At 58.5% G+C, this 20,926-nt stretch carries 19 protein-coding genes; 10 read left to right on the top strand and 9 right to left on the bottom strand.

The genetic code is table 11. The features are described 5' to 3' along the window. Positions 1-82: 82 nt before the first annotated feature. The 3 genes from cysM to relA all read left to right on the top strand — a co-directional run bounded on the left by cysM (position 83) and on the right by relA (position 4,733). The gene (cysM, locus tag SOP97_RS00285) at positions 83-979 is read left to right on the top strand and encodes a cysteine synthase CysM (protein ID WP_274088410.1); all 897 of its coding nucleotides are present in this window, start codon (positions 83-85) and stop codon (positions 977-979) included. Then, the gene (gene rlmD, locus SOP97_RS00280; protein ID WP_322947571.1) at positions 979-2,331 is read left to right on the top strand and encodes a 23S rRNA (uracil(1939)-C(5))-methyltransferase RlmD; all 1,353 of its coding nucleotides are present in this window, start codon (positions 979-981) and stop codon (positions 2,329-2,331) included. Before cysM ends, rlmD begins: the two co-directional genes overlap by 1 nt. A gap of 161 nt (positions 2,332-2,492) precedes the next feature. Then, complete coding sequence (relA, locus tag SOP97_RS00275) at positions 2,493-4,733, top strand: GTP diphosphokinase (RefSeq protein ID WP_274088408.1); 2,241 nt, start codon at positions 2,493-2,495, stop codon at positions 4,731-4,733. A gap of 109 nt (positions 4,734-4,842) precedes the next feature. On the opposite strand, the gene SOP97_RS00270 is transcribed toward relA, so the two are convergent. Then, positions 4,843-5,850: an NADP-dependent oxidoreductase gene (locus SOP97_RS00270; protein WP_322947569.1), complete on the bottom strand. Its 1,008-nt coding sequence runs from the start codon at positions 5,848-5,850 to the stop codon at positions 4,843-4,845. A 225-nt stretch (positions 5,851-6,075) separates the two neighbouring features. On the opposite strand from SOP97_RS00270, the gene SOP97_RS00265 reads away from it, so the two are divergent. Beyond that, positions 6,076-6,837: an SDR family oxidoreductase gene (locus tag SOP97_RS00265; protein WP_322947567.1), complete on the top strand. Its 762-nt coding sequence runs from the start codon at positions 6,076-6,078 to the stop codon at positions 6,835-6,837. A 151-nt stretch (positions 6,838-6,988) separates the two neighbouring features. Continuing rightward, positions 6,989-7,873, top strand: a complete 885-nt coding sequence (locus tag SOP97_RS00260; protein ID WP_322947566.1) for a bile acid:sodium symporter family protein — start codon at positions 6,989-6,991, stop codon at positions 7,871-7,873. Between the two features lie 62 nt (positions 7,874-7,935). On the opposite strand, the gene cysB is transcribed toward SOP97_RS00260, so the two are convergent. The 5 genes from cysB to SOP97_RS00235 form a co-directional block, all read right to left on the bottom strand. After that, a complete protein-coding gene (cysB, locus tag SOP97_RS00255; RefSeq protein ID WP_274088404.1) occupies positions 7,936-8,910 on the bottom strand; it encodes an HTH-type transcriptional regulator CysB in 975 nt (324 codons plus the stop codon). A 111-nt stretch (positions 8,911-9,021) separates the two neighbouring features. Then, positions 9,022-9,522, bottom strand: coding sequence for a universal stress protein (locus SOP97_RS00250; protein ID WP_274088403.1), 501 nt, complete (start codon positions 9,520-9,522; stop codon positions 9,022-9,024). A 145-nt stretch (positions 9,523-9,667) separates the two neighbouring features. After that, positions 9,668-10,573, bottom strand: a complete 906-nt coding sequence (locus SOP97_RS00245; protein WP_274088402.1) for a 5'-nucleotidase — start codon at positions 10,571-10,573, stop codon at positions 9,668-9,670. 13 nt (positions 10,574-10,586) lie between these two features. Beyond that, positions 10,587-11,531: a putative 2-dehydropantoate 2-reductase gene (locus tag SOP97_RS00240; RefSeq protein ID WP_322947562.1), complete on the bottom strand. Its 945-nt coding sequence runs from the start codon at positions 11,529-11,531 to the stop codon at positions 10,587-10,589. After that, complete coding sequence (locus SOP97_RS00235) at positions 11,531-11,878, bottom strand: YbbN family protein (RefSeq protein ID WP_274088400.1); 348 nt, start codon at positions 11,876-11,878, stop codon at positions 11,531-11,533. Before SOP97_RS00235 ends, SOP97_RS00240 begins: the two co-directional genes overlap by 1 nt. Positions 11,879-11,916: 38 nt before the next feature. On the opposite strand from SOP97_RS00235, the gene SOP97_RS00230 reads away from it, so the two are divergent. Both SOP97_RS00230 and SOP97_RS00225 read left to right on the top strand, forming a co-directional pair. Beyond that, complete coding sequence (locus SOP97_RS00230) at positions 11,917-12,336, top strand: PilZ domain-containing protein (RefSeq protein WP_274088399.1); 420 nt, start codon at positions 11,917-11,919, stop codon at positions 12,334-12,336. 168 nt (positions 12,337-12,504) lie between these two features. Then, the gene (locus tag SOP97_RS00225) at positions 12,505-13,581 is read left to right on the top strand and encodes a 3-deoxy-7-phosphoheptulonate synthase (protein WP_274088432.1); all 1,077 of its coding nucleotides are present in this window, start codon (positions 12,505-12,507) and stop codon (positions 13,579-13,581) included. Positions 13,582-13,714: 133 nt separating this feature from the next. Here the strand turns inward: SOP97_RS00225 and SOP97_RS00220 are convergent, their stop codons facing one another. The 3 genes from SOP97_RS00220 to istA form a co-directional block, all read right to left on the bottom strand. Beyond that, positions 13,715-13,906, bottom strand: coding sequence for a Rossmann-fold NAD(P)-binding domain-containing protein (locus SOP97_RS00220; RefSeq protein WP_322947558.1), 192 nt, complete (start codon positions 13,904-13,906; stop codon positions 13,715-13,717). Positions 13,907-14,099: 193 nt separating this feature from the next. Further along, complete coding sequence (istB, locus tag SOP97_RS00215; protein ID WP_011911830.1) at positions 14,100-14,903, bottom strand: IS21-like element ISPst3 family helper ATPase IstB; 804 nt, start codon at positions 14,901-14,903, stop codon at positions 14,100-14,102. After that, on the bottom strand, positions 14,896-16,395 hold the full coding sequence (gene istA / locus SOP97_RS00210) for an IS21 family transposase (protein WP_322947996.1): 1,500 nt from the start codon (positions 16,393-16,395) through the stop codon (positions 14,896-14,898). The genes istB and istA overlap by 8 nt, the downstream gene beginning before the upstream one ends. Positions 16,396-16,621: 226 nt before the next feature. On the opposite strand from istA, the gene SOP97_RS00205 reads away from it, so the two are divergent. The 3 genes from SOP97_RS00205 to SOP97_RS00195 all read left to right on the top strand — a co-directional run bounded on the left by SOP97_RS00205 (position 16,622) and on the right by SOP97_RS00195 (position 20,670). Next, entirely contained in the window at positions 16,622-17,518 is an 897-nt protein-coding gene (locus SOP97_RS00205) for a hypothetical protein (protein WP_322947551.1), read from the top strand. 614 nt (positions 17,519-18,132) lie between these two features. Next, positions 18,133-19,263: an integrase gene (locus SOP97_RS00200; protein ID WP_256672071.1), complete on the top strand. Its 1,131-nt coding sequence runs from the start codon at positions 18,133-18,135 to the stop codon at positions 19,261-19,263. 114 nt (positions 19,264-19,377) lie between these two features. Beyond that, positions 19,378-20,670 carry a tyrosine-type recombinase/integrase gene (locus SOP97_RS00195; protein ID WP_194934153.1) on the top strand — a complete coding sequence of 431 codons (1,293 nt, stop codon included), beginning with the start codon at positions 19,378-19,380 and terminating at the stop codon, positions 20,668-20,670. Positions 20,671-20,926: the final 256 nt, after the last annotated feature.

The raw sequence follows: 20,926 nt of genomic DNA, 5'->3' as shown, positions 1-20,926 counted from the left end.
GCAAAGCGGGTCGGTTATATAGCCGAGGATGGTTTGCCGGTATCATGAGGACCTTCTTCGCTTCTGGATCATCTTGTTCGCCATGAGCCTGCATTACCCAACCATCGCCGATTGCGTCGGCAACACCCCACTGGTTCGCCTGCAACGTTTGCCGGGTAACACCAGCAATACCTTGCTGCTGAAACTTGAAGGCAACAATCCGGCGGGCTCGGTAAAAGACCGCCCGGCCTTGTCGATGATTAGCCGCGCCGAGCAGCGTGGTGATATCACCCCCGGTGATGTGCTGATCGAAGCCACCAGTGGCAATACCGGCATTGCCCTGGCCATGGCCGCGGCGATCAAGGGTTACCGGATGGTGCTGATCATGCCGGACAACTCCACCGCCGAACGCAAGGCGGCGATGACGGCCTATGGCGCGCAGTTGATTCTGGTCAGTGGTATGGAAGAGGCCCGCGATCTGGCCTTGCAGATGCAGGCCGAGGGCAAGGGTAAGGTGCTCGATCAGTTCGCCAATGGCGATAACCCGATTGCCCACTACACCAGCACTGGCCCGGAAATCTGGCAGCAAACGGGCGGGCAGATCACCCATTTCATCAGCTCCATGGGCACCACCGGCACCATCATGGGGGTGTCGCGCTTCTTGAAAGAACAGAAGCCTGAGGTGCAGATCGTCGGCCTGCAGCCGATGGAAGGCGCGTCGATTCCGGGTATCCGCCGCTGGCCGCAGGAGTATCTGCCGAGTATTTATCAGGCTGAGCGGGTTGATCGCATTATCGACATGGGCCAGCAGGAGGCCGAAGACGTGATGCGCCGGCTGGCGCGCGAAGAAGGCATCTTCTGCGGAGTATCTTCCGGCGGTTCGGTGGCGGCCATGCTGCGCTTGTCGCAAGAAGTCGAGAATGCGGTGATGGTGGCAATTATCTGCGACCGTGGTGACCGTTACCTGTCCAGTGGCATTTACGCCGAACCGAGTAACTGATGGCTAAGAAAGACGGCGGTCTACGCTTTCAACCCAGCGGTGGTTCCCGTGCGCCGCAGGTGCCGGTGGGCAAGAAACAGAAGCTGGCCATCGAGCGCCTGGCTAACGATGGCCGTGGTATCGGCTTTGTCGAGGGCCGCACCTGGTTTGTCAGCGGCGCGTTGGCCGGTGAGCAGATTGAGGCGCGTGTGTTGGGTGCCCACGGTAAGGTGGTTGAGGCACGCACTGAGCGGATTCTCAGCGCCAGCGCCAAGCGGCGCAGCGAGGCCTGCGCCCATGCCAAGGTCTGTGGCGGCTGCAGCGTGCAGCATATGCCCCATGCCGATCAGCTTGCCCTGAAACAGCGCATGCTCGCCGAGCAGCTGAGTCGTCTGGCCAACCTTGAGCCGCGTGAATGGTCCGCCCCGCTGGTCGGTCCTGAGCTGGCGTATCGCCGCCGCGCGCGGATTGCCGTGCGTTGGGACAACAAGGCTAAGCGTTTGGACGTTGGTTTCCGCGCCGCAGCCAGTCAGGACATCATCGCGATTAGTGACTGCCCGGTACTGGTACAGCCTTTGCAACCGATCATGCGCGCGTTACCTCAGGTATTGCGTGAATTGGATAAACCCCAGGCGATTGGTCATGTTGAGTTGTTCAGTGGCAGCAGCAGTGCTGTGCTGGTGCGGCATACCGCAGCGCTGAGTGAAGCTGACCTCGACCGCTTACAGGCATTTTGCACCGCGCAGGCGGCTCAGCTGTGGTTACAGGGCAGTGCAGAGCCGCAGCCGTTGGATCCTCAGGAGCAACTGAGTTATCGCCTGGACGCTTACGACCTCAACCTGGCCTATCGGCCTGGGGACTTTGTGCAGGTCAATCAGCCGGTTAACGACGCCATGGTTGCGCAGGCGCTGGAATGGCTCGCGCCGCAGGCCGATGAGCGGGTGCTGGATCTTTTTTGCGGGCTGGGTAATTTCGCCTTGCCGCTGGCCCAGCGGGTGCGTGAACTGGTGGCGGTAGAGGGCGTGCAGACCATGGTTGAGCGCGCCGCGTTGAATGCCCAAAGGAATAACCTGGGCAACGCGCACTTTTTCCAGGCCGACCTGTCCAACCCGCTGGCCGAGGCTAGCTGGGCGCAGGGCGGGTTCGCCGCCGTGCTGCTGGACCCTCCGCGCGATGGGGCGTTACAGGTGGTTAAGCAGATAGCCGCGCTGGGCGCTAAACGGGTGTTGTATGTATCGTGTAACCCGGCGACCTTGGCCCGTGACAGCGCTGAATTACTGGCGCAGGGCTATCAGCTCGAACGGGTCGGTGTCCTCGATATGTTTCCGCAAACCGCCCATGTTGAAGCCATGGCACTGTTTGTTAAGCCGTAGATAGACGCAGCGAGAGAGGGTGATAGGCCCAATGGCCTTTACCGCTTTCGATGCAGCAGGGGTGCACAGGGATTGCGCCTTAAGTGGTTAAACCGACCAGCCCATAGAAGGCTGGCGACTGTTCGGTGTGCACATCACGCACTGTAGGGAAGGTAAGCAAGATGGTTCAGGTCAGAGCGCATCAGCCGATCAACGATGACGGCAGTATCAATCTTGAGGTATGGCTCGAACATGTACTGAGTGTCGACCCCGCGTTGGATCGCGACGCCCTGCGTGAGGCGTGTGAGTTCGCCCGCGCGGCTGAGCAGCAGGCCAATGCTGCGAAGAATTTATGGACGGAGGGCGCGTCGAGCTTCCGCGCCGGCCTGGAGATCGCCGAAATTCTCGCCGATCTCAAACTCGACCAGGACTCCCTGGTCGCTGCCGTGATTTACCGCTGCGTGCGTGAGGGCAAGGTGCCGTTAGCGCTGGTCCATCAGCGTTTCGGCCCGGTGGTGGCCAAGCTGGTCGAAGGCGTGCTGCGCATGGCTGCTATCAGCGCCTCGATGAACCCGCGTGACTCCCTGGTGCTGGGCTCCCAGGGCCAGGTGGAAAACCTGCGCAAGATGCTCGTGGCGATGGTTGATGATGTGCGCGTGGCGCTGATCAAACTCGCCGAGCGCACCTGCGCGATCCGTGCGGTGAAAGAGGCCGACGACGAGAAGCGTCAGCGTGTGGCCCGCGAGGTCTTCGACATTTACGCCCCCCTGGCCCACCGTTTAGGTATCGGGCATATCAAGTGGGAGCTCGAAGACCTGTCATTCCGCTACCTGGAACCCGAGCAGTACAAGCAGATCGCCAAGCTGCTGCACGAGCGCCGCCTAGACCGCGAGCACTACATCAATGAAGTGATGGGCCAGCTGCGTGGCGAGCTGGATACCACCGGAATCAAGGCCGACATCAGTGGCCGGGTGAAACATATTTATTCGATCTGGCGGAAAATGCAGCGCAAAGGGCTGCAGTTCAACCAGATTTATGACGTGCGCGCAGTGCGGGTGCTGGTGCCTGAAGTGCGTGATTGCTACACCGCGCTGGGTATCGTGCACACCTTGTGGCGGCATATTCCCAAGGAATTTGACGACTACATCGCCAACCCCAAAGAGAACGGCTACCGCTCGCTGCACACGGCCGTGCTTGGCCCAGAGGGCAAGGTGCTGGAGGTGCAGATCCGCACCCAGGCCATGCACGAGGAAGCCGAGCTGGGGGTGTGCGCGCACTGGCGCTACAAGGGCACTGACGTTAAGGCCGGCTCCAACCATTACGAGGAGAAGATTTCCTGGCTGCGTCAGGTGCTCGAATGGCATGAGGAACTCGGCGATATCGGCGGTCTGGCTGAACAGCTGCGGGTGGATATCGAGCCGGACCGGGTTTACGTGTTCACCCCGGACGGTCACGCCATCGACCTGCCCAAGGGCGCGACGCCGTTGGATTTTGCCTATCGGGTGCACACCGAAATCGGCCATAACTGCCGCGGTGCGAAGATTAACGGGCGCATTGTGCCGCTCAACTACAGCCTGCAAACCGGCGAGCAGGTGGAGATCATCACCAGTAAGCACGGCACGCCGAGCCGCGACTGGTTGAACTCCAACCTCGGTTACATCACCACCTCGCGGGCGCGGGCGAAGATTGTTCACTGGTTCAAACTGCAAGACCGTGATCAGAACGTGGCGGCGGGTAAAACCCAGCTCGAGCGCGAACTGCTGCGCCTGGCGCTGCCGCACGTAGACTTCGAAAAATTGGCGGACAAGGCCAATATGAAGACCAGTGAGGATCTTTTCGCGTCGCTCGGTGCGGGCGATTTGCGCCTGGCGCAATTGGTCAACCTGGCGCAGCAACTGGTTGAACCCGATCGGGTCAACGAGCAGTTAGAGCTGATCCCGCGTAAGGCGTTGGGTTTCAAACCCGGCAAGCGTGGTGATATCCAGATTCAGGGCGTGGGTAATCTGCTTACGCAGATGGCGGGTTGCTGCCAGCCGCTGCCCGGCGATCCAATTGTCGGCTATATCACCCTCGGTCGTGGGGTGAGTATCCACCGCCAGGATTGTGCCTCGGTGCTGCAACTGGCCGGGCGTGAGCCGGAGCGGATCATCCAGGTTGGTTGGGGGCCGGTGCCGGTACAAACCTACCCGGTGGACATCATCATTCGCGCCTATGACCGCGCCGGTCTACTGCGTGACGTGACTCAGATGCTGCTCAACGAAAAGCTCAATGTGCTGGCGCTTAATACCCGCTCGAACAAAGAGGACAACACCGCTTCGATGTCCATCACGGTTGAAATTCCGGGGTTGGATGCATTGGGGCGGCTACTGGGACGTATCTCGCGCCTGCCAAACATTATTGAAGTGCGTCGTCACCGGGCTTAACCCGGTAGGGCGGGTTAGGCGCAGACATTGCGGCGCCTAATTGATGCAAAGGCTTTAGTCGCGACCTTGTGGGGGCACGGCTAAAGTCCTTGCTGTTTAAGCCGGCCAGTTAGTCGACTTTCAACACCAGCTTGCCGAAGTTCTCGCCGCTAAACAGCTTGAGCAGGGTTTCCGGGAAGGTTTGCAGACCGCTGACAATGTCTTCCTTGGACTTCAATTGGCCGCTGGCCAGCCAGCCGCCCATCTCCGCCGCCGCTTCGGCAAAGCGTGGGGCATAGGTCATCACCACCATGCCTTCCATGCGCGCGCTGTTGACCAGCAGGTTGAGGTAATTGGCCGGGCCTTTGACCGCCTGCTTGTTGTTGTACTGGCTGATCGCGCCACAAATGATTACTCGCGCCTTGAAGGCCAGGCGGGTAAGCACTGCATCGAGAATGTCGCCGCCGACGTTGTCGAAATACACGTCCACGCCTTTCGGGCATTCGCGCTTGAGGCCGGCGATCACCTCTTCATTTTTGTAATCGATGGCGCCATCGAAGCCCAACTCATCGATCAGAAATTTGCACTTGTCGGCGCCACCAGCAATGCCGACGACGCGGCAACCTTTGAGCTTGGCGATTTGCCCGGCCACGCTGCCCACGGCGCCGGCTGCACCGGAGATCACTACAGTTTCACCGGCCTTCGGCGCGCCCACATCGAGCAGGGCGAAATAGGCGGTCATGCCCGTCATGCCCAGCGCCGACAGGTACAGTGGCAAGGGCGCGCGCTTGGGGTCGACCTTGTAGAAGCCCTTGGGCTCACCGAGGAAGTAATCCTGCACACCGAGTGCGCCGTTGACATGGTCACCCACGGCAAAGCCCGGGTGCTGCGAGGCGACAACTTCACCCACGCCGAGGGCGCGCATGACTTCGCCAATACCGACGGGTGGAATATAGGATTTGGCATCATTCATCCAGCCACGCATGGCCGGATCCAGCGACAGGTAGGCGTTTTTCACCAGAATTTGTCCGGGGCCGGGTTCGCCGACGCTGGTTTCTACATAACTGAAGGTTTCGCGGCTGGGCAGGCCAACGGGGCGTTGGGCAAGCAGGAACTGACGATTGAGTGGGGCAGTCATGGCGGGTACTCACTGAGCGGAAAGACTGTTGATAGCCCGTACGACCGCGATGAGCAAGATTTGCCCAGGCAACGAATGGTTGTTTATCCATTCGAGTGATAGGTGGCGTGGGGTGTTAATCACTCATTTGGATGAAGCCTTCACCGCTAGTTTGATAGTGCTGCCGTGGGCGTGGGCAGCTGATTAGACTCGGCGCAGTTTTTTATTCCTTGCGAGGACACGCAGATGAGCTTGAGCTTTTCCGGCCGGGTTGCCCTGGTCACCGGTGGTGCTGCTGGTATTGGCCGTGCTACCGCACTGGCATTCGCCAACGAAGGTCTGCAAGTGGTGGTGTCCGATGTTGATGTGGCAGGCGGAGAGGGCACGGTTGCATTGATCCGTGAGGCTGGCGGCGATGCGCTGTTTGTACGCTGTGACGTGACCCGCGACGCCGAGGTCCAGGTGCTTATGGAACGCACGCTGGGGGCTTATGGGCGCCTGGACTATGCCTTCAACAACGCCGGCATTGAAATCGAGAAAGGCAAGCTGGCCGAAGGCAGCGAAAGCGAATTCGACGCCATCATGGGCGTTAACGTCAAAGGCGTGTGGCTGTGCATGAAGCACCAGATTCCGTTGCTGCTGGCCCAGGGCGGAGGCGCCATCGTCAACACGGCGTCGGTGGCTGGCCTGGGGGCGGCGCCAAAGATGAGTATTTACTCGGCGTCCAAGCATGCAGTCATTGGCCTGACCAAGTCCGCTGCGGTTGAATATGCGAAGAAGAAAGTCCGCATCAACGCCGTTTGCCCAGCGGTTATCGACACCGACATGTTCCGCCGCGCCTATGAAGCCGACCCGAAGAAGGGTGAATTCGCAGCGGCCATGCACCCGGTCGGGCGCATCGGTAAGGTCGAAGAGATTGCCACCGCCGTGCTTTACCTGTGTTGCGATAACGCAGCCTTCACCACCGGCCATGCGCTGGCAGTGGATGGTGGTGCAACGGCGATCTGATTTGCAGATGCGGCGATAAAAAAGGTGCCTTTATGGCGCCTTTTTGCATATAGGGTTCCCCGGTCGGCTGATTGGCCGCTAAAGTCACTGCGAGCATCGTCATGCGCTCGCCAGAATCGTTGCGCTGTCCCGATCCCGGAGTAGAACAATAATGACTGCTGATCCGTTACTGACCCTGTTTCTTCCCGTTGCCCTGGGCATCATCATGCTCGGCCTGGGCTTGTCGTTGACCCTGGCGGATTTCGCCCGCGTGGTGAAACTGCCCAAGCCTGTGCTGATCGGCCTGAGCTGCCAGCTGGTGCTGCTGCCGCTGGTGTGCTTTTTTCTGGCCAAGGCGTTTGGCCTGGAACCCGCGCTGGCCGTTGGCCTGATGCTGTTGGCCGCCTCGCCAGGCGGTACCACGGCGAATCTCTACAGCCATTTGGCCCACGGTGATGTGGCGCTGAATATCACCCTGACGGCGGTAAATTCGGTGATCGCGGTGCTGACCATGCCGCTGATCGTTAACCTGTCGCTGGCCTACTTTATGGACGGTGATCAGGCGTTGCCGTTGCAGTTCACCAAAGTGGTCCAGGTGTTTGCCATCGTGCTCGGTCCGGTGGCCATCGGCATGTGGATTCGCAGCCGTTTCGAAGGCTTTGCCGCACGCATGGAAAAGCCGGTAAAAATCATCTCCGCGCTGTTTTTGCTGATCATCATCCTGCTGGCTGTGGTCAAGGATTGGCAGACGTTCGTTGACTACGCGCCCTTGGTGGGCGGCGCGGCGCTGGCCTTCAATTTGATCAGCCTGGCGGTGGGCTATTGGGTGCCGCGCTTGTTGAAGCTGAGCTTGCGCCAGTCGATTGCCATCGGCATGGAAATTGGCATCCACAACGGCACCTTGGCGATTGCCCTGGCGCTCAGCCCGATGCTGCTGAACAACCCGACCATGTCCATCCCAGCAGCGATCTACAGCATCATCATGTTCTTTACCGCCGCCGCGTTTGGCTGGTGGGTGAACTTCGCCCATGGCAAGGAACTGCAGCGCGGCGAGTGAGCGGCCGCTTATAGCGGGCAATAAAAAGCCGGTCATGTGACCGGCTTTTTGTTGAAGCGAGATTAGTGCAGCGGCAGTTCAACGCCTTCAAACAGTTCTTCCAGCTCGGCCTTGCCGTGGCATTGCACGGCTTTGGCCATGACATCGCGGGTCAGGTGTGGGGCGAACTTCTCGATAAAGTCGCACATAAAACCACGCAGGAAGGTGCCACGGCGGAAGCCGATTTTGGTCACGCTGGATTCAAACAGCTCGCCGGCATCTAGCACCACCAAGTCCGGATCAAGGGTGGCATCGACGGCCATCTTGGCCACGATGCCGACTCCGAGGCCCAGGCGTACATAGGTCTTGATCACGTCGGCATCGGCGGCAGTGAACACCACTTTTGGCGTCAGGCCGCGATGGCTGAAGGCTTCATCGAGTTTGGAGCGGCCGGTAAAACCGAATACGTAGGTGACGATGGAATACTCAGCCAGGGCTTCCAGGGTCAGCTTCGGCAGTTTGGTCAGTGGGTGACCCTGCGGCACCACCACGCAGCGGTTCCAGCGGTAGCAGGGCATCATGATCAGGTCGTTGAACAGCTCCAGGCCTTCGGTGGCAATGGCGAAATCAACCGTGCCATCGGCGGCCATTTCGGCTATCTGCATCGGCGTGCCCTGGTGCATGTGCAGGGATACATCCGGGTACTGCTTGATAAACGCGCTGATCACCGGCGGCAGGGCGTAGCGCGCCTGGGTGTGGGTGGTGGCAATCGACAAGGTGCCTTTTTTCTCGTTGGAGAATTCCTGGGCAATCTGCTTGATGCTTTCAACTTTGCGCAGGATCTCACCGGCGGTGTTGATGATGCGCTCGCCGGCTGGGGTGATGCGGGTCAGGTGTTTACCGCTGCGGGCGAATACTTCCACGCCCAGCTCGTCTTCTAGTAAGCGGATTTGCTTACTGATGCCCGGCTGCGAGGTGTAGAGACTTTGCGCCGTGGCAGAAACGTTGAGGTCGTGATGCGCGACTTCCCAGATGTAGCGCAATTGCTGAAGCTTCATAAAATTCCCTCAAAGCAGAAAGACAGCCGCTCAGGTCGTCGGCGTTTATATAACCATAATGATTAGTTAAGCATTAAAACTAGACCAAAAAATAAAATCTGCTGCACTTCTTTAAAGATCACCTCGGTTGCGGTGCTGCAGCATCGGCACCAGGTACACCGGTACTTCGGCCAACTGCACCAGGCGGGACGCGGTACGGCCCAGTGGAATGTCCATATCTGTGCCGTGGCTGTGGCTACCTAAGACCAGCAGGTCGACGCCAAGTTGCTGCGCGGCATCGAGTATCACCAGCGGTGGATCACCCTGTACCACCCGTACCGCCTTGATCAGGTCAAGGTCATGCAAGGTCTCGCCCACTTCATCACGAAAGCCTTCCAGCACGCGCTGCTCGATGCTGGCCATCACGGTGCTCAGGCCGTTTTCACGCAGTTCTTTGAGGCGCTCTTCATCCAGATACGTCTGTAACACCGACTCGGCAAACAGGCCCATGGGCTCCACAGCGTGCACCACATAGAGGTTGGCATTGAAGGAGCGGGTCAGCTCCAGCGCGTGTTGCAATATATAAGGCGCGTAGAGGCCCAGATCGGTGGCATAGAGAATCGAACGGATCATGCGGCCTCCTTGACTGCCTGACTGGCGGGCCCGATTTGAGCTTAGCAGTGCAATTGGCAGGTCAATGAAGCTCAGGGTTTTGAGGACGAATGGTTATATCCGCAAGCGGGGCAGCGGGGCGCAGTGCCCCGCTTAGAAGGCTGGGTTAAGGCTGAGGTTCGTTGCTGATGCCATGCGGCACATGCCCGGTGGCGACCACTTCGCGGGCTTTTTCGCAGTGCCCGGCCTGGTCGTCGAAGAACACATCGGCGCCGAAGGTTTCCAGAATGGCGGCTTTCTCCAGACCGCCGAGGAAGTAGGATTCATCCAGGCGAATATTCCACTCGCGCAAGGTTCGGATCACCCGTTCATGGGCCGGGGCCGAGCGCGCGGTGACCAAGGCGGTCCGAATCGGGCATTGCTCTTCAGGAAACTCCTGTTGCAAGCGATGCAGGGCCGCAAGGAAGGGTTTGAACGGGCCGCCGCCGAGCAGCTCACGGGCCGACTGGCGTTCGTGGCTCTGAAAGGCCTCCAGGCCACCCTGCTGATAGACCCGCTCGGACTCATCAGAAAACAACACCGCGTCGCCATCGAAGGCAATGCGCAGTTCATTGCTGGCTGCCCGCCGCGCACCGCCGGAGAGAATGGTCGCCGCACCAAAGCCGGCGCGCAGTGCGCTGCGCACATCCTCAGCATGGGTGGAGAGGAACAGCTGGCAGCCGAATGCTGCGAGATACGGGTCCGGGCTGCGCCCGCCGACAAAGGCGGCGCGGGAAATGCCCAGGCCATAGTGTTGGATCGAGTTGAATGCCCGCAGCCCAGTGTCGGCACTGTTGCGCGACACCAGAATCACCTCGACCCGCTGTTGCTTGAGGGTGGTATTGAGCGCCAACAGCTTTTCGACCAGAGGGAAGGCGTCACCAGGGGCGAGGATCTCGTCCTCATGCTCAATCTGGTATTGGCGATAAGCTGCAACGCCCTGGCTTTCATAGATGTGATGGCTTTCGCGCAGGTCGAAAAGCGCCCGCGAGGAAATCGCCAGTACCAGTTTGTCGCCTAATCCCTTGCTCATGGCTGCTCCCGTTTTACGGTTGGCGTTGTTCGAGATAACGCAAGCTTTGGTAGAGCATCTCGGTGCGTGGCATGGCGCAATCGACCTTGGCAGCGGCGGCCAGGGGGACGGCATAAATAGCGTGCACCTCCAGCGGGCGTTGCAGGGCAAAGTCGTGGTACATGCTCGGTAAATAGTCCGGTGTGCGCTCGGTGGCCGCCAGCAATTTACCGGCAAACTCCGCAGGCAGTGGATAGCCACAGGCGCTGGCAGCTTCTACCACCTCTTGCATGAGGGCGGCGATCAGGGCCCGGCTCTCGGCGTTGCTCATCAGAGCGCTGGTACCGCTATTCAGCAGTACGGCCAGGCCGTTGAAGGGCGCGTTCCACACCAGCTTCTGCCAGCGCGCCTGCTTCAGCTCGGCCATCGCCTTGGAGGCCAGCCCTGCGGTTTGAAACAAGCCGGTGCCTTGCTCAAGGATCAGCTGGCGACTCTCTGTATCCAGCGCCGGGCCTGAGTGATAACCAAGGTTGACGCCGCCCAGGGCCTGATGCTCAACCACACCTGGCGCGCTGCGATGCGCGTATATGTAGCAAAGGCCGCCGAGCAGGTGCAGTGAGTCGGGTAACAGCGGGCGTAGTTCGTCTTCGACATCCAGGCCGTTTTGCATCAGCACCACCTTGGCGCCGGGCGCCGCCTGGCTGATAAGCGGGGCCAGTTCGGCGTTGCTGGTGGTTTTGGCGGCGACTAGCAGCCAGTCGCACGGCGGCATGTCGGTGACCGACGGGTACGCCTGCACGTTATCCAGATGCAGCGAGCCGTGCACAGCACTGTTGACTCGCAGGCCTTCACTGGCCACAGCCGTGAATTCACTGCGCAGCAGAAAATGCACATCAAAGCCGGCGCGGGCCAGCATCAGGCCATAAAAGCCGCCAATCGCGCCGCAGCCGATAATGCCGATACGGGGTGCTGCAGTCATCAGGGAAGCTCCTCAGCGGGGCGCGACAGGGCAGTGTCCAGCGCCAGGGTTAATTCGCTGCTCAGCAAGCGAGCCTGCACAGCGCCATAAAATTGGCCATCACGCACGGCAAACAGGGCCGGCAGATGGAAGACCTCGTAACGCGTAACCAAACCGCCATTGTTGCCCGCATCGACCCACGCCAGGCGCTGCACGGGCAGGTCCAGCTTGGCCAATTCACGGCGCGCCCAACGGCAACTGGCACAACCTATGCTGGTGAATATCAGCAATGACGTGCCGGGCAGGTCGAGCAGGTGACGATCCGCATCTAAATCGGTGAGTTCCAGTTCAGTCACTATACTGCTCATGTCTGATATCAAATTGATGGCATCTGAGGTCGTAAGCGATGCGTCACTTTCTGCGTCATCCCAGTGATATGCCGGTGGAGTTGGTGTTGCGCAAACAGGCGTGTGTGCCCAAACAGCGGCTCAACAATATCAGCCTCGGCGGCGTGGCTTGCAACTCCAGCCGTGCTTTTCGCCGCGGCACGGCTGTTGAAATGCGCATCCCGCTGTTCGGCGAGCAGGCGCGCTACCCGGGGCTGGTGGCATGGTGCCGTAAACAGGGTGAGCATTATCTGGTGGGTATCGCCTTTATTGATGAGGACACCTTGTTTCGCGCCCGCATGGTCGAACAGGTGTGCCACATCGAGCACTACCGCAAGCAATGTGAGCAGCAGCAGGGCTGTAGCTTATCGATTGAGGCCGTGGCGCAAGAGTGGATCAGCCAGCACGCTGCCGAGTTTTCCCGCGATAGTTTGAATTAGTCAATCCAACCATCGGCACGGCTCAAGCCGCCAAGCCCATTGTCGAGCCGTGCCTTTACGCGCTAAGGTTCGGCTTCCCCGCAGTGCTCCTATTGCTGTGCTCCGCCACACGGGGATCGCTGGCGGCCGGCACCCGTGACCTGATGACTCTTACTGATGAATAGCACGATGGCTGATTTACCGATTGATGACCTCAACGTTGCCTCCAACGATACCCTGATAACCCCCGCACAGCTCAAGCGTGAAATTCCGCTGACTGACGCTGCCCTGCGCACGGTTGCCAGCGGGCGTGAGGTAATCCGCAATATTCTCGATGGCAAGGATCACCGCCTGTTTGTGGTGGTCGGGCCGTGCTCGATTCACGACATCAAGGCCGCCCACGAGTATGCCGAGCGCCTCAAGGCGCTGGCTGCTGAGCTGTCGGACAGCCTGTATCTGGTTATGCGCGTGTATTTCGAAAAGCCGCGTACCACCGTCGGCTGGAAAGGCCTGATCAACGATCCATTTATGGACGACTCGTTCAAGATTCAGGACGGTCTGCATATCGGTCGCCAGTTGCTGCGTGACCTGGCGGAAATGGGCCTGCCAACCGCGACCGAAGCCCTCGACCCGATCTCCCCGCAGTACCTGCAGGATTTGATCAGCTGGTCGGCCATTGGCGCGCGCACCACTGAATCGCAAACCCACCGTGAAATGGCTTCCGGCTTGTCCTCCTCGGTTGGCTTCAAAAATGGTACTGATGGCGGCCTGACGGTAGCGATCAACGCCCTGCAGTCGGTTTCCAGCCCGCACCGTTTCCTTGGTATCAACCAGGAAGGTGGCGTCTCCATCGTCACCACCAAAGGCAATGCCTACGGTCACGTGGTGCTGCGCGGTGGCAACGGCAAGCCGAACTACGACTCGGTGAGTGTGGCCGTGTGTGAGCAGGAACTGACCAAAGCCGGCATCCGTCCGAACATTATGGTCGACTGCAGCCACGCCAACTCCAACAAGGATCCGGCCCTGCAACCACTGGTCATGGACAACGTTGCCAACCAGATTCTGGAAGGCAACCAATCCATCGTCGGCCTGATGGTCGAAAGCCACCTAGGCTGGGGCGCTCAGTCGATTCCTAAGGACCTGAGCCAGCTCAAGTACGGCGTCTCCATCACCGATGCCTGCATCGACTGGGACACCACCGAGAAAACCCTGCGCGGCATGCACGCCAAGCTCAAAGACGTGTTGCCTAAGCGTCAGCGCGGCTAAGTACAACCGCTTCAATAAAAACGGGCTTATGCGTGATGCATAAGCCCGTTTTTTGTGGCGATAGCCGCACCGAAACGCCTTTTACACCCCTTGGGCAAGCAAATCCTGGCGATCGATGCCTTTCCTACGCTCCTTACCATTTTTCGCAGTAGGGGCGCACTTCGGAGATAAAGGTCCAGGCATCCTTGGGCTGATGCGCCAAGTGAAAGACTTCAGCGGCGATGCTCTTGGGTTGGATGAAGAAATTATCCGGCGCTTTGCTGTGCATCTCGCGCGCCCAAGGCACATCGATGACCGCATCGATAACCAGATAAGCCACATGCATGTTGGCGCTGATGGAAAATTGACCCACCCTGCCGATTGAAATTTGACCCAGGGCGGATTGCTGATTTTGTTACCAGCAACTGTGGATAAGTCTACCAGCGCAGCTGCTGTTGCCCCCACTCCTTCGCTAGCCCAGTTCAGTTGTTTAAGACCTGCCACACGCAGCCATGTAGCAGGCCGTCGTCGCCATGAAATCAGAACGGCTCATCGTCCTCCGGTTCTTGGCCGCCCTTACGCTTTCGCTCCCGTGATTTGATCTTGGCCTGGGCCGCCAAGCTACTGTGTTGCAGGCGATAGGACTCGTTACCGGTTTCGACGATGTGGCAGTGGTGGGTCAGCCGATCCAGCAGGGCGGTGGTCATCTTGGCGTCGCCGAACACGCTCGACCATTCGGCGAAGCTCAGGTTGGTGGTGATCACCACGCTGGTGTGTTCGTACAGCTTGGACAGCAGGTGAAACAGCAACGCACCGCCAGCCTGGCTGAACGGCAGATAACCCAGTTCGTCGAGGATGACCAGATCCATGCGCAGCAGTGCCTGGGCGATCCGCCCGGCTTTGCCGTCGTGTTTTTCGCGCTCCAGCAGATTGACCAGATCGACCGTGGAGTAGAAGCGCACGCGCTTACCGTGCCGGGTGATGCCGGACACGGCCAGCGCGGTGGCTAGGTGGGTTTTACCGGTGCCTGGCCCACCGATCAGCACCACGTTCTGCGCGGTGTCGGTAAAGGCCAGGCTGGCCAGCTCGCTGATCAGGCGTGCGTCGGCGCTAGAGGCGTTGAAATCGAAGCTGGCCAGATCGCGGTGCATCGGCAGCTTGGCCATGTTCATCTGGTGGCTCACCGAGCGCATGGCGCGATCTGTGTGCTCTTGTTCCAGCAGGTGTTCGAGCAGCCACTTGGACGAGGCTGTGTTCGACTCACCCTGTGCAGTTAACTCCGCCCAGGCCGTGGCCATGCCGTGCAGGCGCAGCTCCTTGAGTTCCGCCATCAAATCACGCATGACCGATCTCCTCGGTCTGGCCACGCAGGCGGTCGTAGCGCGCCGTGTTAGCGACGGGGGCTTCCTTGAGCGACAAGTGGGTTTCGACGCTGGGTGGTGGTTCGGTCGCGGCCAGGCGCGCCACGACATTGAGGATGTGTTCGGCGCTCAGGCTGCCGCTTTCCAGTACCAGCTCAACAGCCACCAGCACCGCATCGAGCCCGGCGACCGGTACGGCAGCCAGAACTTGCGCCATGATCCGGTCACCGCCGGCATGACGCCCCAGACCGTGCTTAAGCTGACGCAGCGGCGCCGGCAGATCAGCAAAGGGCGCGCCGTTGCGCAGCGCACCGGGCTTGCGTTCGATCAGCGGGAGGTAGTGCTGCCAGTCATAGCTGACCTGGTCGCGATCCAGCAAGCGGACATGGCTGGCGATCAGCGCGTCGTCAGCCACCACCTCGATTCGCGTCGGATACAAACGGCTGCTGACCCACTTACCCGCGTACTCACACGGCACCGAGTAGCGGTTGCGCCCGACACTAACCAGGCAGGTGCTGGAGACCCGCGCAGGCCGCTCGACGTAACCGTCGAAGGCCGCGGGCATAGGCATCAGTTCGGCGCGCTCCAACTCCAGTACCTCGGCCACACTGAGCCCGCTGTATTGAGGGTGCGTCAGCTCGTTCCAAAGCGCGCGGCAGCGCTGGCCCAGCCAGGCATTGAGTTCCTCGAAGGAGTGAAACTGGCAGTCCTGGGCGTCTAGCCAGATACGCCTGCGGCTGTCTTGCACGTTCTTTTCAACGATGCCCTTTTCCCAACCAGCGGCGACGTTGCAGAAGTCCGGATCGAACAGGTAATGCGCGCACATCACCGCAAAGCGCGCATTCACCGCCCGGCCTTTGCCCTTATTGACCTTGTCGACGGCGGTCTTCATGTTGTCGTAGATGCCCCGGCGCGGCACGCCGCCCAAGGAGCCGAACGAGCGTGTATGGGCGTCAAATAACATCTCATGGCCCTGGCTCGGATACGCCACAAGCCAGAACGCACGGCTGGCACACAGCTTCAGATGTGCCACCTGCATACGCCGGTAAATGCCGCCGACCAGCAAGCCTTCCTCGCTCCAGTCAAACTGAAACGCCTCGCCAAGAGCAAAGGTCAGCGGCACAAAGGCCTGCGACGCCTTGCCCTGTCCCCCTCGCCAGGCACGGATAAACGCGGTGAGCTGGCTGTAGCCACCGTCATAACCTTCGGCTTTGATTTGCGCCAACAGCGCCTTGGCACTGCGCCGCTGTTGCTTGGGCCGCAGCGAATCGGCTTTTAGCGCCTGCTCCAGCGTGGCGTGAAAAAGGCTGAGTTTGTTGAAGATCGCGCGGCGTTGGTAGACCGGCGGCTTGGCCTCAGGTGCTCTGACCCACTTGCGAATCGTGTTGCGCGCCAACCCGGTGCGCTTGGCTATCTCATGCAGCGACAGCTTGTCGCGGAAATACATCCGGCGAATTTTGCCCATCATTTCCATACTGATCACCCTGTGTTCTCCTGCTCAAAAATTGAGCAGAAGCAGTTGAACACCTGGGTCAGTTTTCAGTCGGCAGAACAGCCTCTACTGGGTCAGTTTTCGGTCAGCGGCAACACTACTAGCCCTTCAATGCGTCCTTGAGCCGCTGAGCAGTGATCTTTCTGTTCGTGAGAGGCCGCCCACAGAAGTCGCTCGCTGGCCTCTGCTTCTGGGTCAGGCGTACGCCTTGCTCAATGATTCAACGGCGATGGAGTCATGGGCCGAAGCTTGTCGAGCACACAGATCACCCACTGCTGCCATTGGAGCATCAGCCGTTTACCTGCCGATTTATGCGCTGAAAGAAAAACTAGCGCTGCCCTGGCCTCTGCGGGATTTCGATTGTTCTGCGGGGCGGAGATCGCTCAATGAGCGAACTGAAGAAAGCCCAACATTGTTGGCGCCAGTTGATCATCGGTTGCTGTCACAAGTCCTGGGATGTAAGCCTGCTCAGATCCTGCCGTTGATTGAGTCGTCTTCCCTTCAGGGACTCATCGGCCACAGATCTGTTCGGGATGCCTGTTTTGATCTAGTTACATTGGCCAAGCAGATTGAACAGCTGGAGACAGTCGCTTCTGGCCAGATCATCGATATGGTGCATGCTGCGCGAATCGCATCAGCGCATGGCGGCCATATGGGGCATGTACTGGCCGGCATCCTGTTAAAAGAAATTCCATTCCGTCCCAAGTCAGATCGTAAAGCTTTGCTTGATGGGGCTTTTGTCGGAGTTGACGGTTTGTTGGCCTGGATGGCGAAGCATCTCGCTTCGCTGGAGACTGCTCACTGCACGCTACTGGACACCATCGCTATTACAGGGATGAACAAGCAAGAAATCACTACGGCTTGCTCCCTAGGGCTGATCAAGCCACTGGGCTGGAAACGTGAACTTTGTTTCCAGGGTGGCGAGATTAGTCGACTGCTCAGCAGCCATATCTCAATAAAGCGGTGGTCGAAGATATCAGGGATTCCTGCTCGTCGGGCATTGGCAAGCCTCACTGAATCCTCTTTCGAGGCCGCCATTGGGGGCGTTCTTTACAGCCGCACCGAAGAGCTAGATTCCTGGCTGAATCGCTTCACAAGCCGCTGAAGTCATTGCAGCCCGCAGGGCATCACTTCTGGCTCGACTGAGCTAATTCCACCCTTCTAGAGCCCCTTAGCATCAAGGCTAACGGCCTACATCCCTCATTTGGCCAGTATTGACAAATTGTCAATGCGCGGCCACTCTCGCTCAGCGAAAGTCCATCCGGCAGACTCTGCGTAGCCGCCGCCAACACGGCTTTCAGGAAATTCTCCACTTAGATGATTTTCGCAATGAAAATCTCGCGATAGCTGACGTTTTCGGCCACAGAAAATCTCATGCTAGATGCATAAGTCATTGATTATCCAGTGACTTATATTCTCCAGTTAGCTGACGTACGACACTCCTGACATTAAAAGAGACAAAACCTGATGAAAAAAGATACTGGAAAATCAATGATGTGAAAGTCATCCCCTCCTGGGGGCCTTTAACTGCCCATCGATATACAGTCAAAAAAGTGGACTCCTGAAGCTTTTTTGACTGTTTAAAAAAAATAAAAACAAGACTAAAGATGCTCTGCTACGGTTACGGAACGAAGGTCAAATTTTCGCCACCGGGCGATGGAGTCTACGATGTCAGTATGCACCAGAGACCCGCATCCACTCTTTGCCGGTCCCGAGTCCATGGTTCTGGACCTTGAGCAGTATTATGCTCGCTACCCCTGTGTCGCGGCCTATCTCAAGAGTTTCTCGACTGAACATGACGTTGAGACGGATTTTAAATGGGGGCTGCGCTTCCTTGCGCGCCATAATCGTACCCTCGGAACATTCGGTAATTACCGTGCATTTGTGGAACGCTTGCTTCTTTGGAGCTGGTTTTTTGCCGAAAAATCGGCGTTGACGTTAAACCGGGATCAATTTGGACAGTTCATCTCTTTCTGCAAAAAGCCACCTTCGAATTGGGTTGGTGCTGCGCCTACTCCCCGATTCATTCAAGATGATGGGAATTGGACTTTCAACGTAGGCTGGCGACCTTTCGACATCCGAAGTCAACCAGAGGCTGACTCCTATAGACCGTTTACGGGTACCTTGCGACAGATACACAGCATCTGCAGCTCTTTTTACAATTTCCTCCATGCAGAAGATGCGGCAGCATTCAATCCTGTTGCGGCGTCTCGATCGCACAATGGAAATGCAGAAAGTGGGATTTATCCTGTTCGTAGTTTTCTTACTTCAGACCAGCTATGTCGTGTTTTACGGACTCTAGAGCGCCGCGCAGCAGGCAAGCCCACAGATGAGCGTGCTCTTTTTATAGTAGCGGCGACGGTTTTTATGTATCTGCGAGCTGCAGACCTCGCAAATTCAGGCGAATACTGTCCAAGTATGGATTGTTTCGTGCTTGAGGGAGGCAAATGGTGGCTGGTACTAGATGCCCCAGGCACGCTGCCGGAAAGGCTCGCAGTCAACCCAAAGTTCCTGCCCTATCTGAAACGCTACCGGAAAAGCCGAGGGCTATCGCCGTTACCTGAGAAAGATGAGGGAGTACCCATATTGGAGACTAACTACGGGCGTCCGGGGCTTTCTGTTCGTCAAATTCGAGATATCGTCCAAACAGCGCTCAGGCAAGTGCATGCGGATATTACTTCAGCAGGAGAAAGTAGTGAGCATTGGAATGTTTTACTTGGATCTAGTCTCAGGTTTTTGAGAGACAGTGGCGCGAGGAGTGGCGCTCAAACCCGCAAGCCCGCCGAACTACAGCAAGATCTACGTATTACGAGTATCGCTTACACCTACGGCAGGTATTACCGTGAATGAGATAATCGTCCTGAACTGCGGTCAAAGAGAAATGTAATATCCGATAATCACCAGACCCGGATATTGCTCTATACTACCGCTAAAGCACCGATCTAGCCCAGGTTGAGCCACTTGATGTCGCCGCATCCCCAGCCGCTTTTCGAGACCTTTGATCGCTTCCACGAACTTAACTTTCTTCACCTCAATGGCGAGCTTCCAGCGGTTCGGAACTTCCTCCAAGGTTGTACCGATGAGCTCCAAGCCGTCGAAGGCTATCGCGCCGTTCGGGGATTTCTGAAGTCCTACGCCGGCAACGAAGCCACGTTCAACTCTTATCGAACCCACATTGAGCGGCTGCTGCTCTGGTCCCTGCTGGTGGCTGGCAAGCCCCTTGTCGAACTGCGTCGCCGGGACGCCGAGGCCTTCATGGAGTTCTGCCTCAACCCTCCCGCCGACTGGATAGGTCCGGTCGTAAAGTCCCGCTTCCTGCGTGTGGGCGGTCGTAAGAAGCTCGACACGGACACCTACACCGTCAATTTGCAATGGCGACCTTTCAGTCACACCGTGGCCAAGCGCGAACGCAAGATTGCCGAAGAGGCCGTTGCCGCCCTTCCCTCCCGTCCCTACCGCATGTCCCAAGGCTCGGTGGCTCAGGTATTCGCAGTCTGCGGCAGCTTCTTCCAGCACGCCATTGATGAGGGCCTCACCGAGGTGAACCCCTTCCGAGCGGTAAAACAGAAATCCATCTACAAGCAACGCAATACCTTGGATGTGGCGTCCCGTTCCCTGACACCGTTGCAGTGGAGCTACGTGATTGAGACTGCCGAGCAAATGGCCGTGGCCGACCCGACATACGAACGCACGCTTTTCATCGTTGCGACCCTGTTCTCTATGTACTTACGCGTCTCCGATTTGGTCGGGCGTGACAACTGGACGCCCACTATGGGCGACATCCGCCGCGATAGCATGGGCAACTGGTGGTTTCATGTGGTGGGCAAAGGCAACAAGGCCGCCAAGATCAGCATCCGCGATGACTATATCCAGAACTACCTCGTACGCTATCGCCAGCATCTGCAGCTCTCTCCCCTCCCTTCCGCCCACGAGAAAACACCGCTGATCAGCACCCTAAAGGGACGCGGCGGGCTTTCTGATCGCCATATCCGCCTGATGCTGCAAGAGCTATTTGACCGCGCGATGGTGCGTATGGCCGAGGAAGGCTGGAGCAACGACGAAATAGACCAACTGCGCTCGGCCTCACTACACTGGTTACGTCACACCTCCGCAACCTTTGATGCACCGTATCGTGACATGAAGGACCTCCAGGCTGACCTTCGTCACAATAGTCTCAGCACCACCCAAAATACGTACTACAACACTCTGGACGAACAGCGGGCACATTCGGTGAAAAGCCTTCCGGTAAGGCGTTAGTGACAGTAGCTCTTAACTACCTGTCCACCAGTTCCGGGACAGACCAACCTTCAATGTGCGCCGGCGAGTTGCGGCGTCCTTAATCTTCTTCAACCCAGCGTAATAAAGCATGCATCCCTCCCGATCGACGGCGTGGTCGCCCGGCCGTATCCGCAACTGGTGGCCCTCAGTGGTCCACCACGTATCGCGAACTTTTCGTATCCGTCCGGCCAACACACCTTCCTGGCCCCGACGCCAAAGGCGATGGTGTCCACCT

Source organism: Pseudomonas spirodelae (assembly GCF_034653255.1).
Classification (GTDB): Bacteria; Pseudomonadota; Gammaproteobacteria; order Pseudomonadales; family Pseudomonadaceae; genus Aquipseudomonas; species Aquipseudomonas spirodelae.
Note: the sequence above shows the minus strand (reverse complement) of the source record. Positions and strands in the feature narration are given on the sequence as shown.